Here is a 20,809-nt window from a genome sequence, read left to right on the forward strand (position 1 = left end):
CTGTCATCGGCCGTCTAGCTGGCTCCCATCCCGTCTGCCGTCGACCCACCCTTGGGGTAGCGGGCCGCGGCCAGGGCGCCAAGGTGGAGCGCCCTACCGGACGAACGACCTTGGCGCCCTGGCCGCGGCCTGCTACGGCATCGCCTGGGTCGTCGGTAGGCGGGATGGGAGCCCCCAGCCACCCGCGATCAGGTGCCTGCGCAGGCTCCTCTCCCATCCTGGAGCCGGAGCCCCCCGCCGGAGGCGCTTGAAACGCCCATGAGCCGCTAGTCAGAGACAAGTCACCCAAAACATCACGGAGTGTGCTCGATTTCAGGGGCGAGCCGCGGATCGTACTCACGGGGTCCGACACAACGGTGACCACAACATGTTGGGCGTCTCACTGGACCGAGCGCCCCAGATCTTGTGTTACATGGTTGTGGTTTTGGCTTGCGCCAGGCCGGGAAGTGGCCTACAGTCAGTCACGAGCACAGCACGATGGCCCCGGCGAGGGTGCCGAGGTTGACACGCTCACCGGGGCCCTAGTGCGAATTGAGGCTCGCTCCTGGACCCTACATTGCTGTCTCCTGGTTGGCCCAGCCATCCAGGGTCACAGCGTGGTGACGTGCGTCTGGCTCGTCGCGTGGGCGAAACACGCCCGGCGAGAAGGGTATGGGCATGTCCAGGAACATCACTGCAATCCGCCTGTCGGCGGGCGGCACCCGCCACGAGCACATCACCGCTGTTCGTTGGCAGGTGGCCGGCACCTATCAGACTGGCGACTCGACCACGGCTGACATGGTCCACTGGATCGAGGCCGGCGGCTCTGCGTACGTTTCCAACGGGCATCGGACGGTCTCCGTCGGAGTCGTCGAGCCCAACATCGGAGCGAAGTACCTTCGGACCCACGCTGATGGCGTCTGGACTGACAACCTGCTCGCGCTCCCCCGGTTCTAGTACGTGCGACGGCCCGCACGCTCCGTTGAAGATGATCTTCATCGGGGGGGTGCGGGCCGCTGTCGTTCGGGCGCCGGCTGCCGGACTGCGCGCGCCGCGCCGGAGGTGTGGGCGCGCGCCGGCCGAGCGGCCGGCGCTGCGGCCCGCGTGCGGGCCGCCTTGATCTCGTGATGAAAGTTTCAACGAGGTAGTGGGGCTGATGCGTGTCCTGTCTCGGGTGATGGTTGACGGTCGTGTGTCACCTGATGCTTGGCACCGGCGTCTACGCGGCAGCGGTGTTAGCGGTCTGGGTCAGTGATCAGCAGGGGCGAACAGGATGCGAGCTCGGTGATCACGGTTGCTGTGCTGGTCGCCTTCATCCGGTCCAGCTCATCGGCGGTGATGCCAACGACGGCCAGGAACCGCACTGTCCCGTAGGGAGTGTTGATCGGACCGAGTTGTGGGTCGTTGGTCATCGCTACGGCGGTCAGGCGGGTATCGGGTGAACCGGTGATCGGGCCGCCCGGATCCAGGCGGTGCCCGCTGGTGAAGGCGTTCCCAGTGCTGAACACGTAGCGGCCGAGCTGGGTCAGAAGGCGTAGCGGCCACGACGGTGGCTGGGCTGCCGTCGCGGGCACCCGCATCGTCAGCTCGAATCCCCAGCCGCTCACCTGCGGATCGTCGCTGTCCTTACCGAACAGCTCGGTCAGCCCGTAGGTCACCAGCAACCAGTGGTCATCGACGCGGTAGGCGCTGAGCCCGTAGACGCCACCCTGACCGGGCAGGTTCTCCGTCGCCCAGTGCAACGGCTCCTGGTCCCCGACGACGGTAGTCATGGCCGCCTCGATAGCGTCCCATCCAAGAGCCTCACCGGCAGTCTCGCTCACCGCACCGCCTTGCCTCCCCGGCCGCCCGCCTCGCCCAAGCCACATCAGACTAGGCCCGCCGTCAACCGTCACTAGACACAGATCCGTCAAGCATCATCTGAGTCAAGACAAGTGGGGCTGATGCGGCCCGCGGCCGGCGCTGGCTGGCATGATGCCGCGGTGGGCATCGGCGTGCGCGTTATCGAGTACAGCGGTGCGGTGGTTGCAAAGCTGAAAGCGCCGGTGGACGTGAATCAACTGTGCGCGGTCGCCGCCAGGAGCCCGGCTCGGTACCCGCTGCTAGCCGGCGTCGACAAGTACGACAACACGTTTTTCAACTCGCGCCAGTCGATGACGCTGATTCGGGAGCTGGAAGGCGTCGCAGCAGCCGCCAACGAGGTCGCCGCCGCTGCTGAAGCCGTTCGGCAACTAAAGGTTGTCCCGTAATGATCTTGATGGGTTGACGCGGAAGGACTTCACGGCCGCGTCGGGCCGGTCATACGACCATGGTCAGGTTGCGCATCAACGCGATACCGGCGGCGGCGTACCAGACGCCTCGTTGTTTGCGGCGGCAGTCGCGGAGGATCTTCCAGGACTTCATGTGGGCGAAGCAGTGCTCGACGCGGGCGCGGATACGGCGGTGGACGGTGTTGAGGTCCTGTTTCCACTGCGGCAGCGGCGGTTCACCCTCGCGCGGCTTGCGGTAGGGCATGATTACCTCCGGGTTGCCCTGGTAGCCGCCGTCGGCCATTACCGCCGCGCCGGCGCACTGTTGGTCGACGCCGGAGTCGGTGTAGGCGCGGCAGTCGTTGCGGTTGCCGGGCAACGGATCTCCGACCGCGACGGTCAGGCGGGTGTTGGCGTCGATGGCCACTTGCAGGTTGGTGGAGTACCGGTAGTTCTTCGACCGGGCCGACATGTTCCGGTCGTGGGTGGGCGCCAGCGTGCCGTCCACGATCAGGACCGTGTCGGGTCGGTGCCGGCGGCTCTGGGGCTCCAGTACCAGGTGTGGGGCCAGGTGATCGACGATGCGCCCGGCGGCCGACTTCGATACTCCGAACAGCGGCGCGATCTGCCGCAGGGTCAGGTTGGTGCGGTAGTAGGTGGCCACCAACAGCACCCGGTCGGCCAGCGGGAGCCCCCACCGGCGGCCAGCGCCGGTCTGCTGTCCGCCGCGACCAGCCACGATGGCCACCAGCTTGCCGAACTGCCGGGCTGACAGGCCGGTGAACACCGGGATCCACTGCGGCTGATCGGACCTGATCGTCTGCTCCACACCAAGGTCAACGACCGAGCGGACCAACGATTACGGGACAACCTTTAGCCGAGCTGCTACGCCCTGCCCGCGGCCGACCTCATCACCGGCAGTTGGTCTTCGTCGGGGACTGACGACCGGCTTCAGTCACGGCCTTCCGAGGAGCCCAGCGCCGTTCAACAGCCGTACGGCGAGCGATGGGTCTCTGAGCGGCTTCGTTGCGGGCTGAGGCTCGCTCCGGTGGAGCGCTCCTCGTAGCAGGCCGGGCAGAGTGCGACCTCGACGGTAACTCGCCCCGTGGACTCAAGCAGCGGGTCGGCACACCTGGTCGCGTTCGTCGCACCGCAGCGCGCGCAGGTCATCGCTGCGCCTCGTCATCGGGGGCAGGTCGTTGACGGCCCGGAGGACCAGCGCGCGGGCGTCCTCGCCGGTCGCTGCTTCCTGCCACAGCCGCTCCATGACTCGGATGTAGAGCTGCGCGTCCTGGTCGCGGTAGGTGGTCTCACCGAGGAACGTCTCGACGATCACCACATCGTCGTAGATCTGGAACGAGTTCTGCGGCACGGTCGGCAGCGGTACGCCCATCGGGACTACGCCGAACCGGATGTTCGGCATGCCGATGATGGTCTGCAACCGATCGAGCTGGCCACGGTGCACGCTGGCCGGGCCGAGAACCCAGCGCAGCACAGGCTCAGCGAGCAGGAACTCGAACCGCTTCGAGCTGTCGTAGATCATCTGCTGCCGCTGCATGCGCATCGCGACGGCCTGGTCGACGTCGTTGACGTCGAGCTCGTGCAGCTCGGTCATCTCGGTGAAGGCTCGGCGCGCGTAGTCAGGGGTCTGGACCAGGCCCGGGATCCAGGCCGTCTCGAAGTGCCCGATGACCTTGGAGTCACGAACGAGCTCGTTGTAGCTCTTCTGGACTGCCGCCTGACCTCGGCGCATCCGCCGCTTGAAGTCGCGGTGGTCGGTCTGTGCCTCGATCAACGCGCGCAGTAGATGTTCACGCGTCTCATCGTCGGCGTGGCAGATCTCGGCCCAGGTATCGATGTCTTCTGCCGTGGGCATCTGCTTGCCGTTCTCGATCTTCGAGACGCGCGACGGCTGCCAGCCGCAGGCTTCGGCGAGTTCCTTGCCGCTGAGCCCCGCCTGCGTACGAAGTGCACGCAGGCGGTCGCTCAGACCCCCGGGCTGTGTCAGTAGTTCTTCGATCGGTGTCACGTGCTGTGCTCCTCAGGCGGCGATGTCCCGGACCTGATCCGGAACGCTGTAGTGGACTGCCAGGTCCCGCCACGCGCACGCCTGTACGACAGCCTCGGGGTCCGTGATCAGCTCGTTGCGGATCCGGTGTCCGGCCTCGTCGAAGTACATGACGAGGAGCCGATCCGAGTCGAGCAACCACCAATCGCGGTCCCCGGCGGCTGGCAAGAGCCCCACCTCATGCGCGGTGGCCCTCGTCATGTAGCGAAGCGTCTCGCCAGCCTTGATATTCCACGCACCGATCCAGCGCTCCCAGCGCTGGTAGTCGGTCGGGGGGTCTTCCTGAACGCGTACCCGTTCGATGTGCTTGCCGGCCGCCGTCTGCTCAGAGATCTGAGCGAACCACTGCCGGAGCCCCTCGACCTCGGTCGGTACCTCAGGCTCGCCGCTGACGAACTTCGCCACGGTGTCATGCTCGCTCGGCTCGGAGTAGACGGGCTGAAGCTCGAGCCGAAACGCGGTGTGGCTGAACGTCGCCAACGCCCGGGCGAAGTCTTCATCGGTGAGCGGGCGCATGACTAACCCAGCTCCCGCAGCCTGTCGAGGACGTTGGCCGGTACGAACACGCCGTCCTCGTTGTCGGCGAGCTGCCGAAGCTGCTGCCGAGTCTCGTCGTCAAGCTTGACGCCCTGGACGACGTAGCCGCCTTCGGTGCGGTAGAGCGCGGGGCACCCACCGCCGCCCGAGTGAACGTCCTTCCAGAGGAATTCCAGGTCCCTCATCTGCGGTCACCCTCTGTCCGATTCGCGAAGGTACTTGCTCCTGACCCACCGATGGTCGCATGTCGAGCACGAGCACGCAATCGCCCCGGCGCTGTGAAGCAACCGGGGCGTGACCTGCGGTATTGGAACCTGGCAGGCTCCATCGTACTAGAAATTTCTAGCAATTGCTTGACGCGAGCGAGCGATCGACGCAGTATTGCTCCTGTTCCCGGACTCAGGCGGTTCGGGCGTGATGACAGGAGTGAGACGAATGATCAGGGACGCGCTGCCGATCGACTTCTCGTTGGTGTTCGCGCATGGCGCGGCGGTGACGACCGACGTCGAGCAGGTGATGCAGTTCGAGGGCGGCAAGTCGACGGGCCGGCAAGAGATCGACAAGGACACCGGCCTGCCGGTGTGGCAGGTGACCGTGATGGACGCGGATCCGTCAGTGAAGGGTCCGTCGAAGTCGGTAAAGGTCAAGATCCTGTCGGAGGTGCAGCCGGTTCCTCCGCCGGGGCTGCCGGGGTTCGAGTCGATCCGGCCCGTGGAGTTCGTCGGGATGACCGCGCGGGCGTATGTCACCGAGGTCATGCAGGGCCGCTACAAGGTTGCGTGGTCGCTGAAGGCGCGGGAGATGGTCGCGCCGATGACCGCTGCGCAGGTGGCGAGCAAGAGCGGCGAGAAGCCGCTGTCGCCGGTCAAGTAAAGCCGACGCGGGACGGGCGTCCCTTCCGCCAAGAACGATCGCCCGTCCCGCGCCTTCCAACACCCCACACCTCACGAGGGAGGTCGGGCTGTCATGCCCACGGTAACCCGTGCCCGGAATCGGGCTGAGGACCGGTCGTTCTGGGACTACTGCGCCAACTGCGGGTCGTTTTCGGCGCTTCCGCCGGGCGCCTGGCTGTGCGACGAGTGCGCATGGTCGGTCGACGCCTGGTCGGTGTCGTCCACCACCAAGGGCGTCATTCGGTCGCGCATCGGTGGTGATCGCTGATGGGGAGGCGCCGGTCTATCTCGCGGGACATCGACGAACTGATCGCTTCGATCCCCAAGCCTGGTGCCTCGGCTGAAGAACGCGCCGCGTTCTACGACCTCAAGGCGCGAGTCTCGGAGCGGATCGCGGCCGAGCCGAACGAACTGGGCGCAGATGCGGCCGAGGCTGCCGAGATGGCGCGTCGCGCTCGTGGCGAGGCTGCGCGCCTTCGGGGCGGTGATCGCTGATGCGCCGGGATCGGTTGCACGACAGGGCTGTGCGCGATCTGCTGCGTACCGCCCCGGGCTCGGAGGCCAGTGCCGAGCAGGCACGCCGTTGGTACGCCGAGCATGCCGACGAGTTCGTCGCTCTGTCCAGTTCGGACAGTGGCAGGCGGGCCGGTTCGTCGGGCGGTGGTCGACGGTGAAGCGCTCATCGCATGTCAAGGCGCCGGCTCGGGTCAAGAACCGCCGGTGCGGTCAGTGCGGGGTCGCTGAGGCGCCCACGGCGCTGTCAGAGGACGGGCTCTGTCCGTCGTGCGCAAGTCAGGACGGGCTGTTCGCGGTGGATCCGGCCTGGGTGGTTGACCAGGACCGGCGTGGTTCTCGGAGGGCGTCATGAGCGGCAGAAACCAGACCGTCACGGAGCGGCAGGGCACTGCGGCTGAGCGGCTGTTCCCGCGTGCTGCAGCCACGATCGAGTTCGTTGCCGCGCTGGGCCGCGGGATCGGCCGGCTCTTCCGCACGGCGTACCTGTTCCGCGTCGAGTTGCTGCTGACAGGCGCCGGTGTCTGGGTGTGGCTGAAACTCTGGCACTGGCTCGGATCCCCGCTGCTCGCCGCCAAGATTCTCGGTTCGATCCTCGCCGCGTTGCTGGTGCTGCGGCTGGTCTACGCGGCCGTGGGTAAGGCGGCTCCCACGATCGGGAAGCGTGCCGGTCGGCTCGCCGGTAACCCGATTGGTCGCGCACTGCTGCGGATCGCTGCCGCGCATGCGTTGCTCGTGGGTCTGCGGACGGTGCTGCGCCGTCATCGGGCGGGCCGGGTGCTGCTGTGGGCGGCGGGGATGCGCGCCCGTGCCCGGGTCGTACGGCAGATGCGCGACGGGCTGACCGGCGTCCGGTTCGAGAACAACGCCGGCAAGCTGCCCCGCATCCGCAAGGTGCGCACCACCCCAGTCGGGGAGCGCATGACGCTGGTGTGCAAGCCGGGCCAGTCCGCCGAGCTGCTCGATACCCGCGCCGAGGAACTGCGGGCCGCCGCCAAGTCCCGTGACGTGCGCATCGTACGGGACCCCAACCGGTCGGATCTGGTCACCGTCGACGTGGTGCGCCGTGACCCGCTGGCCGCCACTTCCGCGATCCGTTGGGACGGCCTGGGTCACGACGCGCTGTCGATGTGGGACCCGGTGCACATCGGCATGGACGAGAACGGCGACCCGGTGCGCCTGTCGATGGCCGAGCGCCAGATCTTCCTGGCCGGGGAGCCGGGCTCCGGGAAGTCGTCGGGCGAGCAGGTCATCACCTGCCACGCCGCGAAGTCCCCGGATGCCGAGCTGCTGTTCATCGACCCCAACCGGGTCCAGTTCGCCCCGTGGGCCGACCGCGCTACTGCCTACGCCTACGCGGACCCCGACGACGCGCTCGAGGTGCTGAACATGGTTCGGGCCGAAGGCGACCGGCGGCTCGCTCTGTTGGAGAAGTTGCCCGGTGTGCAGCGCAAGCTCACTCGGGAGATTGCCGAGGGCGAGGGCATCCCGCTGTGGGTGCTGTTCATCGACGAGTTGGCGTACCACACCTCGGTGATCGGCACCACGAACGGCCCGTTCGCCAAGGCGGCCCGCGACATCGTGTCCCGCTTCCGGGCGGCCGGGATCATCCCGGTGTTCGCGACCCAGCGGCCGACCTCCGACGTGGTACCGACCTCGCTGCGGGACCTGTTCAGCATGCGTACCGCCTACCGCACCACCACCCTCGCCTCCTCCGACGTGATCCTCGGCGAGGGCTGGGCGAGGCAGGGCTACTCGGCAACCGACATCGATCTCGCGAATCGGGGTGTGTCGTGGCTGCTGGCTGAGGGTGCGCTACCGCGCCGGGTCAAGTGGGCCTGGATCGACGACGAGACCATCTCGGACCTGTCCATGACCACCGTGCGGTTCAAGCCACGCCGCGACCCGGTACCGACTCCCGCCACCGACGACACCGAGCAGGAGGGCTGAGCCATGGCGTCGACCGACACCGAACGGCCTGCGGGCAGCGCCGAGTCACGTATGCAGGTCGCGATTCTGCTGGTGATCGGTTGCACGGCCGGCGCCGCCTCCTTCACCCACGTTCACGACCTGGCCGTCAAGCACGGTCAGCCCGAGTGGATCGGCTGGGCCGACGCGATCGTGCTCGAGCTGATGTCGATTGCGCTCGGCTTGGAGATCCGGCGCCGTCGCCGGTCCGGTACGGCATCTGGCCGGTTCGTGGGCGCTGCGATCGGCGCGGCTGCCCTGCTGTCGCTGTCGGCACAGGTCGCCGGTGCGGAGTTCTCGTTCTGGGGCTGGGTGATGGCCGGACTTCCCGCTGCCGCCTTCCTGGTCCTGGTCAAGATGCTCCTCTCCCGCCCGGCGTCCGCCGCACGGGTCGCATCCGAGACGGAAACCGTTCCGCCACAACAGGACAACGTGCCGTCGGGTCCTGTCGAGTCGGCGCCGGTCCCGGCCGAAGCGATTGCTCCCGCGCCGGTCGTTCCGGTCGCTCGAACGGTCCCGCTGCCCCCGCTGCCAGTCGGACTGCTCGGCCGCGCTCAGGCCGTTGCCGCCGACTACGCCAAGGCGGGCCGCACGGTCGACCGCGATGGGCTACGCGCCGCGCTCGGCATCACGGCCGGGCAAGCCGACCGACTCCTCGTCGAGCTGACCGGCGCCCCGCACAACGGCCACCGCGCCGCCGTCTGAAAGGAGACCTCGATGGCTACCACGACCTCCCCGCCGCCCCGGCACTGCACCACCTGCGGCGCGCGCATGTGGTCCCTGTCCTCGATCGGGATCCGGTCCGGTTACAACGCCGGCCGCTGGATCGACGAGTGCGCCGACTGCGCGGACGGCGTACCGGAGTCCGACCGCTCCCGACTCCCGGTCCGCCGCGCCCACCGCTGACCGTCCTCAGTAGACCGCCAACCACAGAGACAGGAGTACCCGATGAAGCGCGAACGTCTGTTCTGGGACGCCAAGGACCGCGACGCCTGGCTGGACTCCAAAGAGTGCTGCCAAGCCTGCTCCACCTACTACGCCACCACCACCCGCGACGGCGACCGGGTTTGTGATGAGTGCGCGGCGTTCTGGGACCGCGAAACGAACACCAACCGCCGCGCCCGCTGACCGCTCCCGAACCCGTCAGGGACTGACTCGGAAAGGAGGCCCGTCATGACCGTCACCACGCTCCCCGTCCATGAAGACACCGCGCGTTCGGCGTCGGTCGTGGCGGGCCTGCTGTCCGACTTCACCGGCCTGTCACTTGACCCCGACCTGTTGGCCAACGGGGACGCTCGTGGTCTGTCCGACCGGATCACGGACCCGTCGTTTGGTGCGTGGCTCGATCAGGCGGCCCACGTTCAGGGATGCACCCGCCCCGTCCGACTGTCCGGCTCGTCGACCACCATCGACCGGGCTACCGGGCAAGTGCTGTCGGTGTTTTCGTCGACCACGCTGCCCGATGGCGTGCTATACGCGGCGTGCAAGAACCGTCGCGCCACTGTCTGCCCTGCCTGCGCGCACACCTACCGGTACGACACGTACCACCTGATCGCCGCCGGGCTGCGCGGCGGCAAGGAAGTCCCAGAGACCGTCACCGAACACCCGGCGGTGTTCGCGACCTTCACCGCGCCCGGCTTCGGCCCGGTGCACTCCGGCCCCGCCCACGCCGGCGCCGCCGGCTACCGCTGCCGTCCCCGCCACGACCGGCCGCGCTGCTCGCACGGCCGCCGACTGTGGTGCACCCGCATGCACGCACCCGGCGACCCGATGGTCGGGACCCCGTTCTGCCTGGACTGCTACGACCACGACCACCAGGTCGTCTGGAACCACCTGGTACCGAAGCTGTGGGACCGCACCATGACCGCGCTGCGCCGCCAACTCGGCAACACCCGCACCCTGCGTGTCCGGTACGCCAAGGTCGCCGAGTACCAACGTCGCGGCGTGGTTCACCTGCACGCGCTGTTCCGGCTCGATGGCTACGACAGCGACGATCCGGACTCGATCCTGCCCCCGCCACGCGACCCGTCCGGTCGCTGGCTCGTCGACGCCGACGACTTGGCCGCCGGGCTGCGCACCGCCGCCGCCACGACCGGCCTGCAGGCGCCATCGCACCCCGACCGCCCGGACGGGTGGCCGATCGTGTGGGGTGACGGTGGCCGAGGTCGGCACGTAGACGTCCGCGTCGTTCGGCGTGGTCTGTCCGACGCCCAGCTCACCGAGCAACACGTCGCCGGGTACATCGCCAAGTACGCCACCAAGGGCGCTGAGGACGCCGGCATCAATGCCCGTCGGCTGCGCGAGTCCACCGTGGGCATCTGGGCCGACCGCGACACCCACGTCGGCCGGCTCGTCGCTGCCTGCTGGCGGCTCGGTCGCCCGGCCCGGTCACTGCGCCCCGACCTCGCGCACCCGTACAGCGGGCTGCGGCACTGGGCGCACATGCTCGGCTTCGGCGGCCACTTCTCTACCAAGTCGCGCCGCTACTCCACCACGCTCGGCGCGCTGCGGGCCGCCCGCCGACCGGAGAACCGGGTACAGACCGCCGGCCCGACCGCGATCGATCCCACCCAGCTCGACGCCGAGCAGCACGACACCGACACGACGCTGGTCATCAACGACTGGCACTTCGTCGGTACCGGCTGGCTGACCACCGCCGACGAGGCACTCGCCAGGGCCGCCGCCGACGCCGCTCGGTCACGCCGACCCGCTGCCGTCGCCGCTTCCCCCGCCGTCTGAACCTGAGGCGCTGCACTCGCATCTTGACAACTCCACAGAGGACACGACGCAACGGTCACGCACCGTCGACAAAACACAGCTGCGCCACGTCGCGCACCGTCACGAAAGGAGGCCAATCATGGCCACCACTCAACCCACGCTCTTCAACCTCGACCCGCACATCCCGGCGGTCCACGCTGCGGCCGCCAAGGCACAGGCCACGCTGTCTGACTTCCTGGCCAACCAGACGCCGGCCGCACCACGGCGGCTCTCCATCCGGCTCATCGGCACGCCCGAAGACGTCTCGACCTTCGTCGCCCTGGTCGTCGTGGCCACTGGCGACCGTTACGAACTCACCGCGCGCCGCGCCCGCACCCCCGGGCAGGTTCGCGCCTACCTCACCCCTCAGTCCAAGGAGCAGGAATGACGGACACCGCCATCACCCCGCGCTGGCACACCCCGAAGGAGGTAGCCACGCTGCTGCACTACGGCATGTCGAAGACCAAGACCCTGATCGCCACGGGCCGGATTCGGTCGATCAAGGACGGGAAATACCGCCGGATCTTGCCCGAGTGGGTTGACGAGTACGTCCAGCGCTGCGCTGAGGAGGCGTACCGGTGAGCGGCAAGGCTCGGGCCAACGGCGAGGGTTCGATCTACCCGTACAAGGGTGGGTACGCCGCGTACGTCTGGGTCACCGATTCGAACGGACTCCGAAAGCGCAAGTACGTGTACGGCCGGGAGCGCGAGGAAGTCCACGGCAAGTGGATCGAGCTGATGCGGAAGGCCAAGGAAGGCCCGGTCGCCACGAAGACTCCAACCGTGGCGAGCTATCTGGCGTACTGGCTGCGGGATGTGATCGAGCCGAACCGTTCCCCGGCCACATACGCGAACTACGAGATGTTCGCTCGGCTCTACATCGTGCCGGGGCTCGGCGACAAACACCTCGACCGGCTCAAGGTCAGCGACGTGCAGAAGTGGATCAACAAGGTTGCCGCGACCTGCCAGTGCTGCGCCCAAGGTAAGGACGAACGGCGGCCGGCAAAGCTTCGCCGGTGCTGTGCTCGCGGTCGCTGCTGCGGCGAGTACATCTCGGCTCGGACGTTGAGCGACGTGCGCAACTGCCTCCGGTCAGCACTGTCTCACGCCCGCGACGCGGACGAACTGCTGAGCAAGAATGCGGCGGCGCCGGTCAAGTTGCCGCCGATCCGCAAGCGGCGGGGGAAGGCGTGGTCGACGGAGGAGGCACGTCGCTTTCTCGAATCGGCTCGGCAGGATGGCGACCCGCTGTATGCCGCGTACGTGCTGACGCTCGTCCTGGGGCTGCGTCGCGGCGAGGTGCTTGGGCTCACCTGGGATGACGTCGACGTGGACGGCGAGGAGCTGTCCGTCGCATTCCAGCTTCAGCGGATCCGTGGCCGTCTGTACCACCGGGAGACCAAAACCGAGGCTTCCGACGCGACGCTCCCCTTCCCGAGCATCTGCACGACTGCCCTGCAGCTCCGACAGGAAGCTCAGAACGGAGCGAAAAGCGCGGCCGGCCATGCGTGGCACGAATCACGTCTCGTCTTCACGACTCGGCTCGGCACACCCATCGAACCGCGCAACTTCAATCGGTCGTTTCACGCCCGGTGCGAGGCTGCGGGGGTCCGGCGGATCAAGGTGCACGACGCTCGGCGAACCTGTGCGAGTTTGCTGGCCGATCTCGACGTGCACCCACGGGTCGCGATGCAGATCCTCCGGCACGCGGACTTCGACATCACGATGGAGGTCTACACCCAGGTCTCCTCGAAGAAGACCCGGGATGCGCTCAAGCGGCTGAGCGAGAGCCTCGGGGAGTGCTGACCACCGGATCTCGCTCCCAGCCGGCTCCCACTGCTGTACATCGCTGCTGTACCGGCACGAAAGAGGCGGTCTCCGGAATCCGGAAACCGCCTCTGACCTGGGGTGGAGCTGAGGGGACTCGAACCCCTGACCCCCTCGTTGCGAACGAGGTGCGCTACCAGACTGCGCCACAGCCCCAGCGCGCAACAGCCTAGCAGGTGGGTTTTCCGGGCCGCCAACCGATACCGGCGGGTCAGAATCCGGCCGCACGCGCCTGGTACGGGCGGCCGCGCAGGAACGGCGCACCGTACGTGCCGTCGGCGAGTTCGGCCTCGGCGGCGCGGGCCGCGGCGAGTGCCGCCAACCGCTCCTGCGTCTCGGCGGCGCGGCGCGCGGTGGCGAGCGCGGCGGCGCGGCGGCGGCGGATCGCGCGGGCTCGTTCGGCGCGTTCCGCGCGGGCCCGCTCCTCGGCCGCCCGGCGCAGCTGCTCGCGCCGGTGGCGCGCCTCGCCGAGCGCCCGGTTGCGCAGGTGCACCACGTACGCGCCGAGCAGCAGCACGGTGCCGCCCGCGGCGACGAAGGACGCCGGTACCAGCAGGCCGACGGCCAGTTCGAGCAGCAGCAGGGCGAGCAGGAACACCAGGATCCGCCGGCGGTGGTACCGCCACCAGCGGCGACGCTGGTCGGGGTCGAGTTCGGCGGCCGGCCGGCTGAGGATCGGCCGGGCCCGCAGCAGCTGCCCGAACGGGCTGCGGCGCAGCCGGCGCCAGGCGCGCCGCCGCCGCCGGATGCCGGCGGAGCCTCGGTGCTGCCGCCGGTCGGGCCGCGCGGTGCCGGACCGTCGGGCCCCCGACCCGGTGCGAGTGGTCGCCGTGCGGCCCCCCGACGCGGTCCGGGCGGGCGCCGTGTGGCCGCTGGCCGCGGTCCGGGCCGGTGCGGTGCGGGCCTCGGTACCGTGCGCGACGGTGGCGTCGAAGATCGCGGTGTCGGGGGCACGGCGCGGCGGGTTGACCGGATGGTGTCCCGGCACGGTGCAGCGCCGGCGCCGGCGGGTCACCACCCGCGCCGTGGACCACTCCCGCTCCGCGACCTGCCGCTCCGTGGTGTCGTACCGGCGGACCAAGGCCGGTGCGAGAGCGAGCAGGCCTGCCGCCGCCAGCACGGCGAGGAGCACCGATGTCGGCACCCCGTCACGACCCCCCTCGGTTCGTGATCACAAGCCGTTATCCGAGGTTACGGCTCACTCGCCACATTTCCGCGACGCCACACCGAACGCCGCACCTGCCCGCCCCCTCGCGTTGATCAAGGGAAACGGACACGTCGTGCCTGGAAGCCGTGCCGCCATCCCTTGATCAACGCAGGGAGCCCTTGGTCAACGCAGGGAGCCCTTGGTCAACGCAGGGAGCCCTAGGTCAACGCACAGAACCCATGGTCAACAAACGCAGCCCTTGATCAACACACCTGGGGCCCGGGTCGACGCGCGGGGGCGCTGGGCGACGCGCGGGGCGCTGGGTCAGCTGGGGTTCTTGCGCTGGTGCCAGCGGCGGAGCAGGCCACCGTCGGTGGCGACGTCCTCGGTGGTGATCGCGTACCCGAGGTGGTCGCGCCAGCCGCCGGCGATGTAGAGGTACCGGTGGTGGTAGGCCTCCTCGCGGAAGCCGAGCTTCTCCACCACCCGGCGGCTCGGCTTGTTCTCGGGCCGGATGTTGACCTCGACCCGGTGCAGCCCGCCCTTGTCGAACGCGTGGTCGACGGCGAGCGCGAGGGCGATCGGCGTGATGTTGCGCCCCGCGTACCGGTGGTCGACCCAGTAGCCGGCGTAGCCGGAGCAGAACGCGCGCCGCACGATGTTGCCGATGGTCAGCTGGCCGACGAACCGGTCCTTGTAGCAGACCGCGTACGGCATGGTGCTGCCGTCGGCGGCCGAGGATCGCAGATCCTTGTGCACGTACCGGAACGCGCGGACGGTGTGCACGTCCTGCCAGCGGCCCGGCGGGTCGGGCTCCCAGGGCGACAGCCACTGCTCGTTGGCCAGCCTGACCTCGACCCAGGCTGCCGCATCGGATCGCTGGTACGGCCGGAGCGTCACATCGCCGTCGCGCAGCACGGCCGGCCAGCCTGGGTGTGCGTTCATCTCCGCCGATCGATCAGCAGTACGTCCACTGTGGAGCCGGCCGCCGCGGTCGAGACGCGCTCGCCCAACACGAGCAGTCCGTTCGCGTCGGCCAGGCCGGACAGAGTGTACGGCCCGCCCGCCAGCGGCTGCACCGTATAACCCCCGCCGCGACGCTCGGACACCAGCGCCGGGCGGAACTCGCGCAGCCCGGCCGGGGAGGACAGCGTCTCCAGCAGGTGCGCCTTGATCGACGGCCGGAACACCGGCTCGGCGCCGGCCAGCCGCTGGATCACCGGCCGGACCAGCACCTCGAACCCGATCAGCGCCGTACCGGGGTCGCCCGGCAGGCAGACGATCGGCACCTCCTCGACGCCGACGGTGCCGAATCCGAGCGAGGAACACGGGTACACGGACAGGTCGGTGAAACCGACGGTGCCGTCCCGGCCGAAGATCCGCCGGACCATGTCGCCGGGGCCGTGCCCGGTACCGCCGGTCATCACGATCAGGTCGCTGCGCAGCGTCTGGTCCTCCAGCACCGCGCGCAGCCCCTCCGGGTCGTCGTCGCAGATGCCGATCCGGTACGCGAGCGCGCCGGCCTCGACTGCCGCCGCGGTCAGCGCGTGCGAGTTGACGTCGACCACCTGGCCGGGCGCCGACATCCGGCCGGTCTCCACCAGCTCGTCCCCGGTCGACACGACCACCACCCGTGGGCACGGCCGGACCACCACGTGCGCCACGCCGGCGGCCGCGAGCAGCGCCACCATCGGCGCGGCGACCTGGGTACCGGCCTGCGCGACGACGGCGCCGGCGGCCAGCTCCTCGCCGGCCCGGCGGACCCCGTGGCCGCGCTTCGGGCTCGCGTAGATCTCCACCGACGCCATGCCCTCGTCGGTCCAGGAGGTGGGTACCACCGCGTCGGCGGCGGCCGGCATCGGCGCACCGGCCGCGACGGACAGGCAGGAGCCGGAACTGACCCGTACCGGACGCCAGGAGGCGGCGCCCACGTCGCCGACCACGTTGAGCCGGACCGGACGGTCCTCGCGGGCGCCGACCACGTCGTCCAGCCGCACCGCGTACCCGTCGATGGCGGCGTGGTCGAACGCGGGCAGCGGGCCGGGCGCGACGACGTCCTCGGCGAACACGTTCCCGTACGCCTGGGTGAGTTCCAGGTCGAGCGGGGGCAGCGGGCGGATCGCGGCGAGCACCTGCTGCAGGAAGTCCGCGAGCGGGGTCAGCGTGGCGGTCACCATGGCGCCTCCGTCACTGACCGTTCGTCGGCGGCTGCTCGGTGAACCCGTCCGCCACGTACCGGGCGAGCCACTCGCGGAAGCCGGGGCCGATGTCGTCGCGGGCGGTGGCCAGTTGCACGACGGCCTTGAGGTAGCCGGCGGGGTCGCCGGTGTCGTACCGGCGGCCGCGGAACACCACGCCGTGTACCGGGGTGCCCTCGTTCAGCAGCCGCACCATCGCGTCGGTCAGCTGAATCTCACCGCGCTTGTCCGGCTCGGTGCGTCGGATCGCGTCGAAGATCGACGCGGGCAGCACGTACCGGCCGACCAGGATGAGGTTGCTCGGCGCGTCCGCCCGCGCCGGCTTCTCCACCAGCCCGGTGACCTGCACGATCTCGGCGCCGTCGACGTTCTCGTCGGCCGGCTGGACCGAGGCGACCCCGTACTTGTGCACCTCCGACCACGGCACCTCGAGCAGCGCCAGCACGACCCCGCCGGTACGCGCCTGCAGGTCGAGCATGGTCGGCAGCAGCGGGTCACGCTCGTCGATCAGGTCGTCACCCAGCAGCACCGCGAACGGCGCGGCGCCGACGTGGTCCTCGGCGCAAGACACCGCGTGGCCGAGCCCCAGCGGCTCCGGCTGCCGGGACGAGTGCAGCGCGGCCAGCTCGCCGGGCCGGCGGACCGCCTCCAGCCGCTCGGTGTCGCCCTTCGCCTCCAGCGCCGCTTCCAGGTCGAGCCGCCGATCGAAGTGGTCGACCATCGAACTCTTGCCCCGACCGGTGATCAGCAGGACGTCGCCGATGCCGGCGGCGGCCGCCTCTTCCACGATGTACTGCAGGGCCGGCTTGTCGACGACCGGGAACAGTTCCTTGGGCACCGCCTTGCTGGCCGGCAGGAAGCGGGTGGCCAGCCCGGCCGCCGGGATGACCGCCTTGGTGGCGCGCTGCGTCGGGTTCGCCGCGGCGGCCGGCGCGGCGGTCGGGTCGGACGTGGTCGAATGGTCGGGCATGGGCCGAGACTATCCGCCCCGCGTCTGCCTCGGCGTTCGCGGCCGATGCGACGCGCCGCCCGGCCTGCCCGCGGCGGCATCGCCGGCCCGATGGTCGGTACCCGCGGCGCCCTCGCCGGCCCCGTGGTCGGTACCCGCGGCGGCCCTGCTGGCCCTGCCGTCGGCGCCTGCGGCGCCCCCGTCGGTGCCGGGGTCGGGTCCTGCGGCGACCTCGCCGGCCCTGGGGTCCGCGGTCGCGGCCTTCTCGCCGGGGCTGCTCGCCGCGCCGTCCGGCGCGGCCGGGGTGCCGCCGGGCGCGGCCGCGTCGGTACGGCCGGGCCGGCGGCGGGGTCCGGCGGCGAGCCGCCAGGTGTCCCGGCCGGCCGCCTTCGCCGCGTACAGCGCGTCGTCGGCGGCGTCGAGCACGTCCTGCCCGGTACGGCCATGGTCGGGGTAGACGGCGACGCCGATCGAGACGCTCACCTGGATCTCCCACGGCTCGCGGCCGTCCGGCGCGGCGATCGGCACCCGCAGGTCACGCACCGTGGCGCAGATCCGTTCGGCCAGGTGGGCGGCGCCGCCCCGGTCGGTTTCCGGCAGCAGCACGACGAACTCCTCGCCGCCCTGCCGGCAGGCCAGGTCGATCTCGCGGATCTCCGTCCGGATCCGCTGCGCGAACGCGACCAGCACCGCGTCTCCGGCCGAGTGCCCGTACGTGTCGTTGACCTCCTTGAACCGGTCCAGGTCCATGGCCAGTACGGACAGCCGACGGTCGAACCGGGTGGCGCGCTCCACCTCGTTGGACAGCGCGACCCGCAGGTACCGGTAGTTCCACAGCTCGGTGAGCGGGTCGGTCAGCGACAGCCGCTCGGTCTCCCGGTGCAGCAGCACGTTGTCGACCGCGACCGCGGCCTGCCCGGCGAAGGTACGCAGGGTGCCCAGGTCGGCGTCGTCGAAGTCGTCCTGGCCGAGCCGGTCGTACAGTGCGAGCACGCCGCGCAACTGCCCGTGCCCGCCGTCGCCGTCCGCCGCGGTACCGGTCGGGCTCGGCCGGGCCGACCCGGAGAACGGCACCGCGATGTAGGTGCGGCAGCGCGGTTCGGTCGGCGCCAGCACGATCCCGTCGGCCCGGCCGCGGCGCGGTTCGCCGCCCTGCGCAACACCGCCGAGCAGCCCCTCGCCGAGGGCGACGTGGATCGAGGACAGCGAGCGCAGCCGCCCGTCGAAGCCGTCCGCGCACCGGGCGACCAGCTGGTTCGGGTGCATCCCGTCCGGCCCGTCGACCAGCAGTACGACGCCGGACTGGGCGCCGGTCGCCGCCATCGCCGTCTCCAGGATCACCGACAGGATGCCGTCCAGGTCGTGCGTGTTGGACAGCGTGTCGCCGAGCATGCCGAGGTTGCCGCGCAGCTGGTCCCGGCTCGCGGTCAGCGCCTGCACGTACGCCTGCATCTCCCGGGTCATCCGGTTGAACGTGCTGGCCAGCTGGCCGACCTCGTCCCGGCTGCGCACCGGTACCCGGGCCGCGAGGTCACCGCCGGCGACCCGGTCGGCGGCGCCGGCGAGCTCGGCCAGCGGTCGGGTGGTGGAGTCCGCCAGCCACCAGGCCGCGCCGACCGCGACCAGGCCGGCGAGGACCACGACGCCGATCAGCACCGCGTACAGGGTCTGCGAGTCGGAGCGGGTGGTGGACAGGGCGAGCCGCAGCGGCTGCTCCGGGCCGACCGGCGCGAGCCGCACGAACACCCCGTCGTGGGTGGGCTTCACCTGGTCCCCGCGCAGGCCGTGGGCGGTGCTGGCGATCGCGTCGGCCCGTACCGCGGTCTCGGTGGACAGCGGATCGCCGGCCGACAGCAACGTCACGTCCACCCCGGTCGACGCGCCGAGGCGGGACACGAAGGCCCGGTCCACCGGTACCGCGGCCACCACCTCGCCGATCGAGCGGCCGGTCTGGTCGGTCAGCCGTACCCGGGCGACCAGCGAGTGCGGCCGTTCGGTGCCGGCGGGGTACGCCCCGGCGCAGTCCGCGGACGGCCCGATCAGCTGGCCGGCGGTGGACCGGACGGTGCCGTGCTCGTCGGTGATCTGCACCGCGGTCGCGAGCCTGGTCGCCACCCCGTCCCGGGCGGCGCTGGCCTGGTCGGCGGCGCTGCCCCCGCCGTACAGCCGGGCCGCGATCTGGGCCGCGGACCGCAGCTCGTGGCAGGCGGCGTCGACGGTGGTCCGGACGGTCGTGGTGGCGACCTGCAGCCGTTCGACCGCCCGCCGGTTGCTCACCTCGGACACCGTGATGCCGACGAACACCGCGCCGATCAGCACGGGCCCGAGTACGACGGCGAGGAACGCCGCGGTGAGCCGCGCGCGCAGGGTCACCCCGTCCTCCGATCCCCGGCCGCCCGGTGGCACCGGCGCGGCACGATTGGCCCCAGAGGTCCCGTTGAGGTCCGGACCTCTGGGAGGTCAGTTCGTCATGAGCGGTCGGCACCCGACGTCATTGTGGACTGCCTGCGGGCGGCCGCCGATCGGTGATCCGGGCACCGTCCGACGACGCGCAGTGCGATGCTGTCACAGCACGCGCAGGTACCCCTACCCCGGCAAGGTTGGATCCAGCGAAGATGCACGCAATTTCGGATAAGTCGGGCATTCGTGAGGGGTTGCTCGCGACGCGCCGGGGCATGTCACCCGGGCGGCGTACCGCGGCCGACGCCGCGATCCGGGCCGCCGTGGTGACGTTGCTGCGCACCGGGCGCCGGGTGGGCCGGCCCGCCGTGCCGGACGCCCGCCGCACCGTCACCGGCTACGTACCGACCGATCTGGAGCCGGGCGGCACCGGACTGCCGGAGGCGCTGCGCCGCTGGGGCGACCGGGTGCTGCTGCCGGTGCTGCGCTCCGACCTCGACCTGGACTGGGCCGAGTACACCGGGCCGGACTGCCTGCAACCGGCCCGCTGGCGGCTGTGCGAGCCGTCCGGGCCGAAGCTCGGGCCGGGAGCCGCGGCCCGAGCGGCGGTGCTGTTCGTGCCGGCGCTGGCGGTCGACCGGCGCGGCAACCGGCTCGGCCGGGGCGGCGGCTCGTACGATCGGGCGCTGTCCCGGGTGCCCCGGCGGGCCCTGGTCGTCGCCCTGCTGTACGACGGGGAGCTGGTCGACGAACTACCCGCCGAGCCACACGACCGGCCGGTCAACGCGGTGGTCACGCCCGGCGACGGGCTCGTCCGGATCACCGGATCGGGCGTGTCTACCCCGCCACCCCGGGTGGACGAGGGGCCCCGTCATGGCGGATGATTAGCACTCAGAAATAGAGAGTGCCAGCGGAGGCAAAGGGTGCCCACCTACCAGTACGTCTGCACCGAGTGCGGTCACACGCTTGAGGCGGTCCAGTCCTTCAGCGACGGCCCGCTCACCGAGTGCCCCAACTGCGGCGGTCGACTGCGCAAGGTCTTCTCGGCCGTCGGCGTCGTGTTCAAGGGCTCCGGTTTCTACCGGACCGACTCGCGCTCCGCCTCGACCGCCTCGTCGGCCGCGGCCCCGTCGTCGAGCTCGTCGGACGGCAAGGCCTCCTCGGACGGCAAGGGCAAGAGCGGCGATTCCGCGAAGAACGGCGACTCCGGGTCGTCCGCGTCGACCACCTCGTCGACGTCGTCCGGCTCGTCGGGTTCGTCGAGCAGCAAGTCCGGCGGTTCGAGCAGCGGCGGCTCCGGCAAGGTCGCCGCGAGCGCCTGAGCT

At 70.4% G+C, this 20,809-nt stretch carries 24 protein-coding genes and 1 tRNA gene; 14 read left to right on the forward strand and 11 right to left on the reverse strand.

What is annotated here, in order from left to right:
• Window positions 1-657 precede the first annotated feature (657 nt).
• On the forward strand, window positions 658-936 hold the full coding sequence (locus Asera_RS01405) for a DUF3892 domain-containing protein (protein ID WP_030444775.1): 279 nt from the start codon (window positions 658-660) through the stop codon (window positions 934-936).
• 278 nt (window positions 937-1,214) lie between these two features.
• Here the strand turns inward: Asera_RS01405 and Asera_RS01410 are convergent, their stop codons facing one another.
• Window positions 1,215-1,802 (reverse strand): suppressor of fused domain protein, encoded by a 588-nt coding sequence (locus Asera_RS01410; RefSeq protein WP_030444774.1) that lies wholly within the window; start codon window positions 1,800-1,802, stop codon window positions 1,215-1,217.
• A gap of 159 nt (window positions 1,803-1,961) precedes the next feature.
• Between Asera_RS01410 and Asera_RS01415 the strand changes: the two genes are divergently transcribed.
• Window positions 1,962-2,228, forward strand: coding sequence for a hypothetical protein (locus Asera_RS01415; protein WP_157034643.1), 267 nt, complete (start codon window positions 1,962-1,964; stop codon window positions 2,226-2,228).
• 49 nt (window positions 2,229-2,277) lie between these two features.
• On the opposite strand, the gene Asera_RS01420 is transcribed toward Asera_RS01415, so the two are convergent.
• The 4 genes from Asera_RS01420 to Asera_RS01435 all read right to left on the reverse strand — a co-directional run bounded on the left by Asera_RS01420 (window position 2,278) and on the right by Asera_RS01435 (window position 5,018).
• Complete coding sequence (locus tag Asera_RS01420; RefSeq protein ID WP_212804483.1) at window positions 2,278-3,057, reverse strand: transposase; 780 nt, start codon at window positions 3,055-3,057, stop codon at window positions 2,278-2,280.
• A 282-nt stretch (window positions 3,058-3,339) separates the two neighbouring features.
• Window positions 3,340-4,257, reverse strand: a complete 918-nt coding sequence (locus Asera_RS01425) for a helix-turn-helix domain-containing protein (protein ID WP_212804485.1) — start codon at window positions 4,255-4,257, stop codon at window positions 3,340-3,342.
• A gap of 12 nt (window positions 4,258-4,269) precedes the next feature.
• On the reverse strand, window positions 4,270-4,812 hold the full coding sequence (locus Asera_RS01430; RefSeq protein ID WP_030449857.1) for a DUF6879 family protein: 543 nt from the start codon (window positions 4,810-4,812) through the stop codon (window positions 4,270-4,272).
• Window positions 4,813-4,814: 2 nt separating this feature from the next.
• On the reverse strand, window positions 4,815-5,018 hold the full coding sequence (locus Asera_RS01435; protein ID WP_030449858.1) for a hypothetical protein: 204 nt from the start codon (window positions 5,016-5,018) through the stop codon (window positions 4,815-4,817).
• Between the two features lie 250 nt (window positions 5,019-5,268).
• Here Asera_RS01435 and Asera_RS01440 point away from each other — a divergent pair, with 250 nt between their 5' ends.
• The 10 genes from Asera_RS01440 (at window position 5,269) to Asera_RS01485 (ending at window position 12,769) form a co-directional block, all read left to right on the forward strand.
• Window positions 5,269-5,706: a hypothetical protein gene (locus Asera_RS01440; RefSeq protein WP_030449859.1), complete on the forward strand. Its 438-nt coding sequence runs from the start codon at window positions 5,269-5,271 to the stop codon at window positions 5,704-5,706.
• A 287-nt stretch (window positions 5,707-5,993) separates the two neighbouring features.
• Complete coding sequence (locus tag Asera_RS01445) at window positions 5,994-6,221, forward strand: hypothetical protein (RefSeq protein ID WP_030449860.1); 228 nt, start codon at window positions 5,994-5,996, stop codon at window positions 6,219-6,221.
• 369 nt (window positions 6,222-6,590) lie between these two features.
• A complete protein-coding gene (locus Asera_RS01450; RefSeq protein ID WP_051803094.1) occupies window positions 6,591-8,189 on the forward strand; it encodes a hypothetical protein in 1,599 nt (532 codons plus the stop codon).
• 3 nt (window positions 8,190-8,192) lie between these two features.
• Entirely contained in the window at window positions 8,193-8,912 is a 720-nt protein-coding gene (locus Asera_RS01455; RefSeq protein ID WP_084132910.1) for a DUF2637 domain-containing protein, read from the forward strand.
• Between the two features lie 12 nt (window positions 8,913-8,924).
• On the forward strand, window positions 8,925-9,113 hold the full coding sequence (locus tag Asera_RS01460; protein WP_157035226.1) for a hypothetical protein: 189 nt from the start codon (window positions 8,925-8,927) through the stop codon (window positions 9,111-9,113).
• A 42-nt stretch (window positions 9,114-9,155) separates the two neighbouring features.
• Complete coding sequence (locus Asera_RS01465; protein ID WP_030449863.1) at window positions 9,156-9,335, forward strand: hypothetical protein; 180 nt, start codon at window positions 9,156-9,158, stop codon at window positions 9,333-9,335.
• Between the two features lie 45 nt (window positions 9,336-9,380).
• Window positions 9,381-10,946 carry a replication initiator gene (locus Asera_RS01470; protein ID WP_051803095.1) on the forward strand — a complete coding sequence of 522 codons (1,566 nt, stop codon included), beginning with the start codon at window positions 9,381-9,383 and terminating at the stop codon, window positions 10,944-10,946.
• A 118-nt stretch (window positions 10,947-11,064) separates the two neighbouring features.
• Window positions 11,065-11,352 (forward strand): hypothetical protein, encoded by a 288-nt coding sequence (locus Asera_RS01475; RefSeq protein WP_030449865.1) that lies wholly within the window; start codon window positions 11,065-11,067, stop codon window positions 11,350-11,352.
• Window positions 11,349-11,546 (forward strand): helix-turn-helix domain-containing protein, encoded by a 198-nt coding sequence (locus Asera_RS01480; RefSeq protein WP_030449866.1) that lies wholly within the window; start codon window positions 11,349-11,351, stop codon window positions 11,544-11,546. The genes Asera_RS01475 and Asera_RS01480 overlap by 4 nt, the downstream gene beginning before the upstream one ends.
• Window positions 11,543-12,769, forward strand: coding sequence for a site-specific integrase (locus Asera_RS01485; RefSeq protein ID WP_030449867.1), 1,227 nt, complete (start codon window positions 11,543-11,545; stop codon window positions 12,767-12,769). Before Asera_RS01480 ends, Asera_RS01485 begins: the two co-directional genes overlap by 4 nt.
• 103 nt (window positions 12,770-12,872) lie before the next feature.
• On the opposite strand, the gene Asera_RS01490 is transcribed toward Asera_RS01485, so the two are convergent.
• From Asera_RS01490 to Asera_RS01515, 6 genes are all read right to left on the reverse strand, one after another.
• A tRNA-Ala gene (locus tag Asera_RS01490) sits at window positions 12,873-12,946 on the reverse strand.
• A 55-nt stretch (window positions 12,947-13,001) separates the two neighbouring features.
• Window positions 13,002-13,934 (reverse strand): hypothetical protein, encoded by a 933-nt coding sequence (locus tag Asera_RS32865; RefSeq protein WP_244843686.1) that lies wholly within the window; start codon window positions 13,932-13,934, stop codon window positions 13,002-13,004.
• Between the two features lie 327 nt (window positions 13,935-14,261).
• Window positions 14,262-14,882 (reverse strand): GNAT family N-acetyltransferase, encoded by a 621-nt coding sequence (locus tag Asera_RS01500; protein ID WP_030449869.1) that lies wholly within the window; start codon window positions 14,880-14,882, stop codon window positions 14,262-14,264.
• Complete coding sequence (locus tag Asera_RS01505; RefSeq protein ID WP_030449870.1) at window positions 14,879-16,114, reverse strand: molybdopterin molybdotransferase MoeA; 1,236 nt, start codon at window positions 16,112-16,114, stop codon at window positions 14,879-14,881. Before Asera_RS01505 ends, Asera_RS01500 begins: the two co-directional genes overlap by 4 nt.
• A gap of 10 nt (window positions 16,115-16,124) precedes the next feature.
• Complete coding sequence (locus Asera_RS01510; RefSeq protein WP_030449871.1) at window positions 16,125-17,105, reverse strand: UTP--glucose-1-phosphate uridylyltransferase; 981 nt, start codon at window positions 17,103-17,105, stop codon at window positions 16,125-16,127.
• Between the two features lie 9 nt (window positions 17,106-17,114).
• Window positions 17,115-19,457: a GGDEF domain-containing protein gene (locus Asera_RS01515; protein WP_157035227.1), complete on the reverse strand. Its 2,343-nt coding sequence runs from the start codon at window positions 19,455-19,457 to the stop codon at window positions 17,115-17,117.
• A gap of 242 nt (window positions 19,458-19,699) precedes the next feature.
• Here Asera_RS01515 and Asera_RS01520 point away from each other — a divergent pair, with 242 nt between their 5' ends.
• Window positions 19,700-20,368, forward strand: coding sequence for a 5-formyltetrahydrofolate cyclo-ligase (locus Asera_RS01520; RefSeq protein WP_051803097.1), 669 nt, complete (start codon window positions 19,700-19,702; stop codon window positions 20,366-20,368).
• A gap of 39 nt (window positions 20,369-20,407) precedes the next feature.
• Window positions 20,408-20,806 (forward strand): FmdB family zinc ribbon protein, encoded by a 399-nt coding sequence (locus Asera_RS01525; RefSeq protein ID WP_084132912.1) that lies wholly within the window; start codon window positions 20,408-20,410, stop codon window positions 20,804-20,806.
• The last annotated feature ends 3 nt before the right edge of the window (window positions 20,807-20,809 follow it).

Origin of the sequence: Actinocatenispora sera (assembly GCF_018324685.1) — a bacterium.
GTDB classification, from domain to species: Bacteria; Actinomycetota; Actinomycetes; order Mycobacteriales; family Micromonosporaceae; genus Actinocatenispora; species Actinocatenispora sera.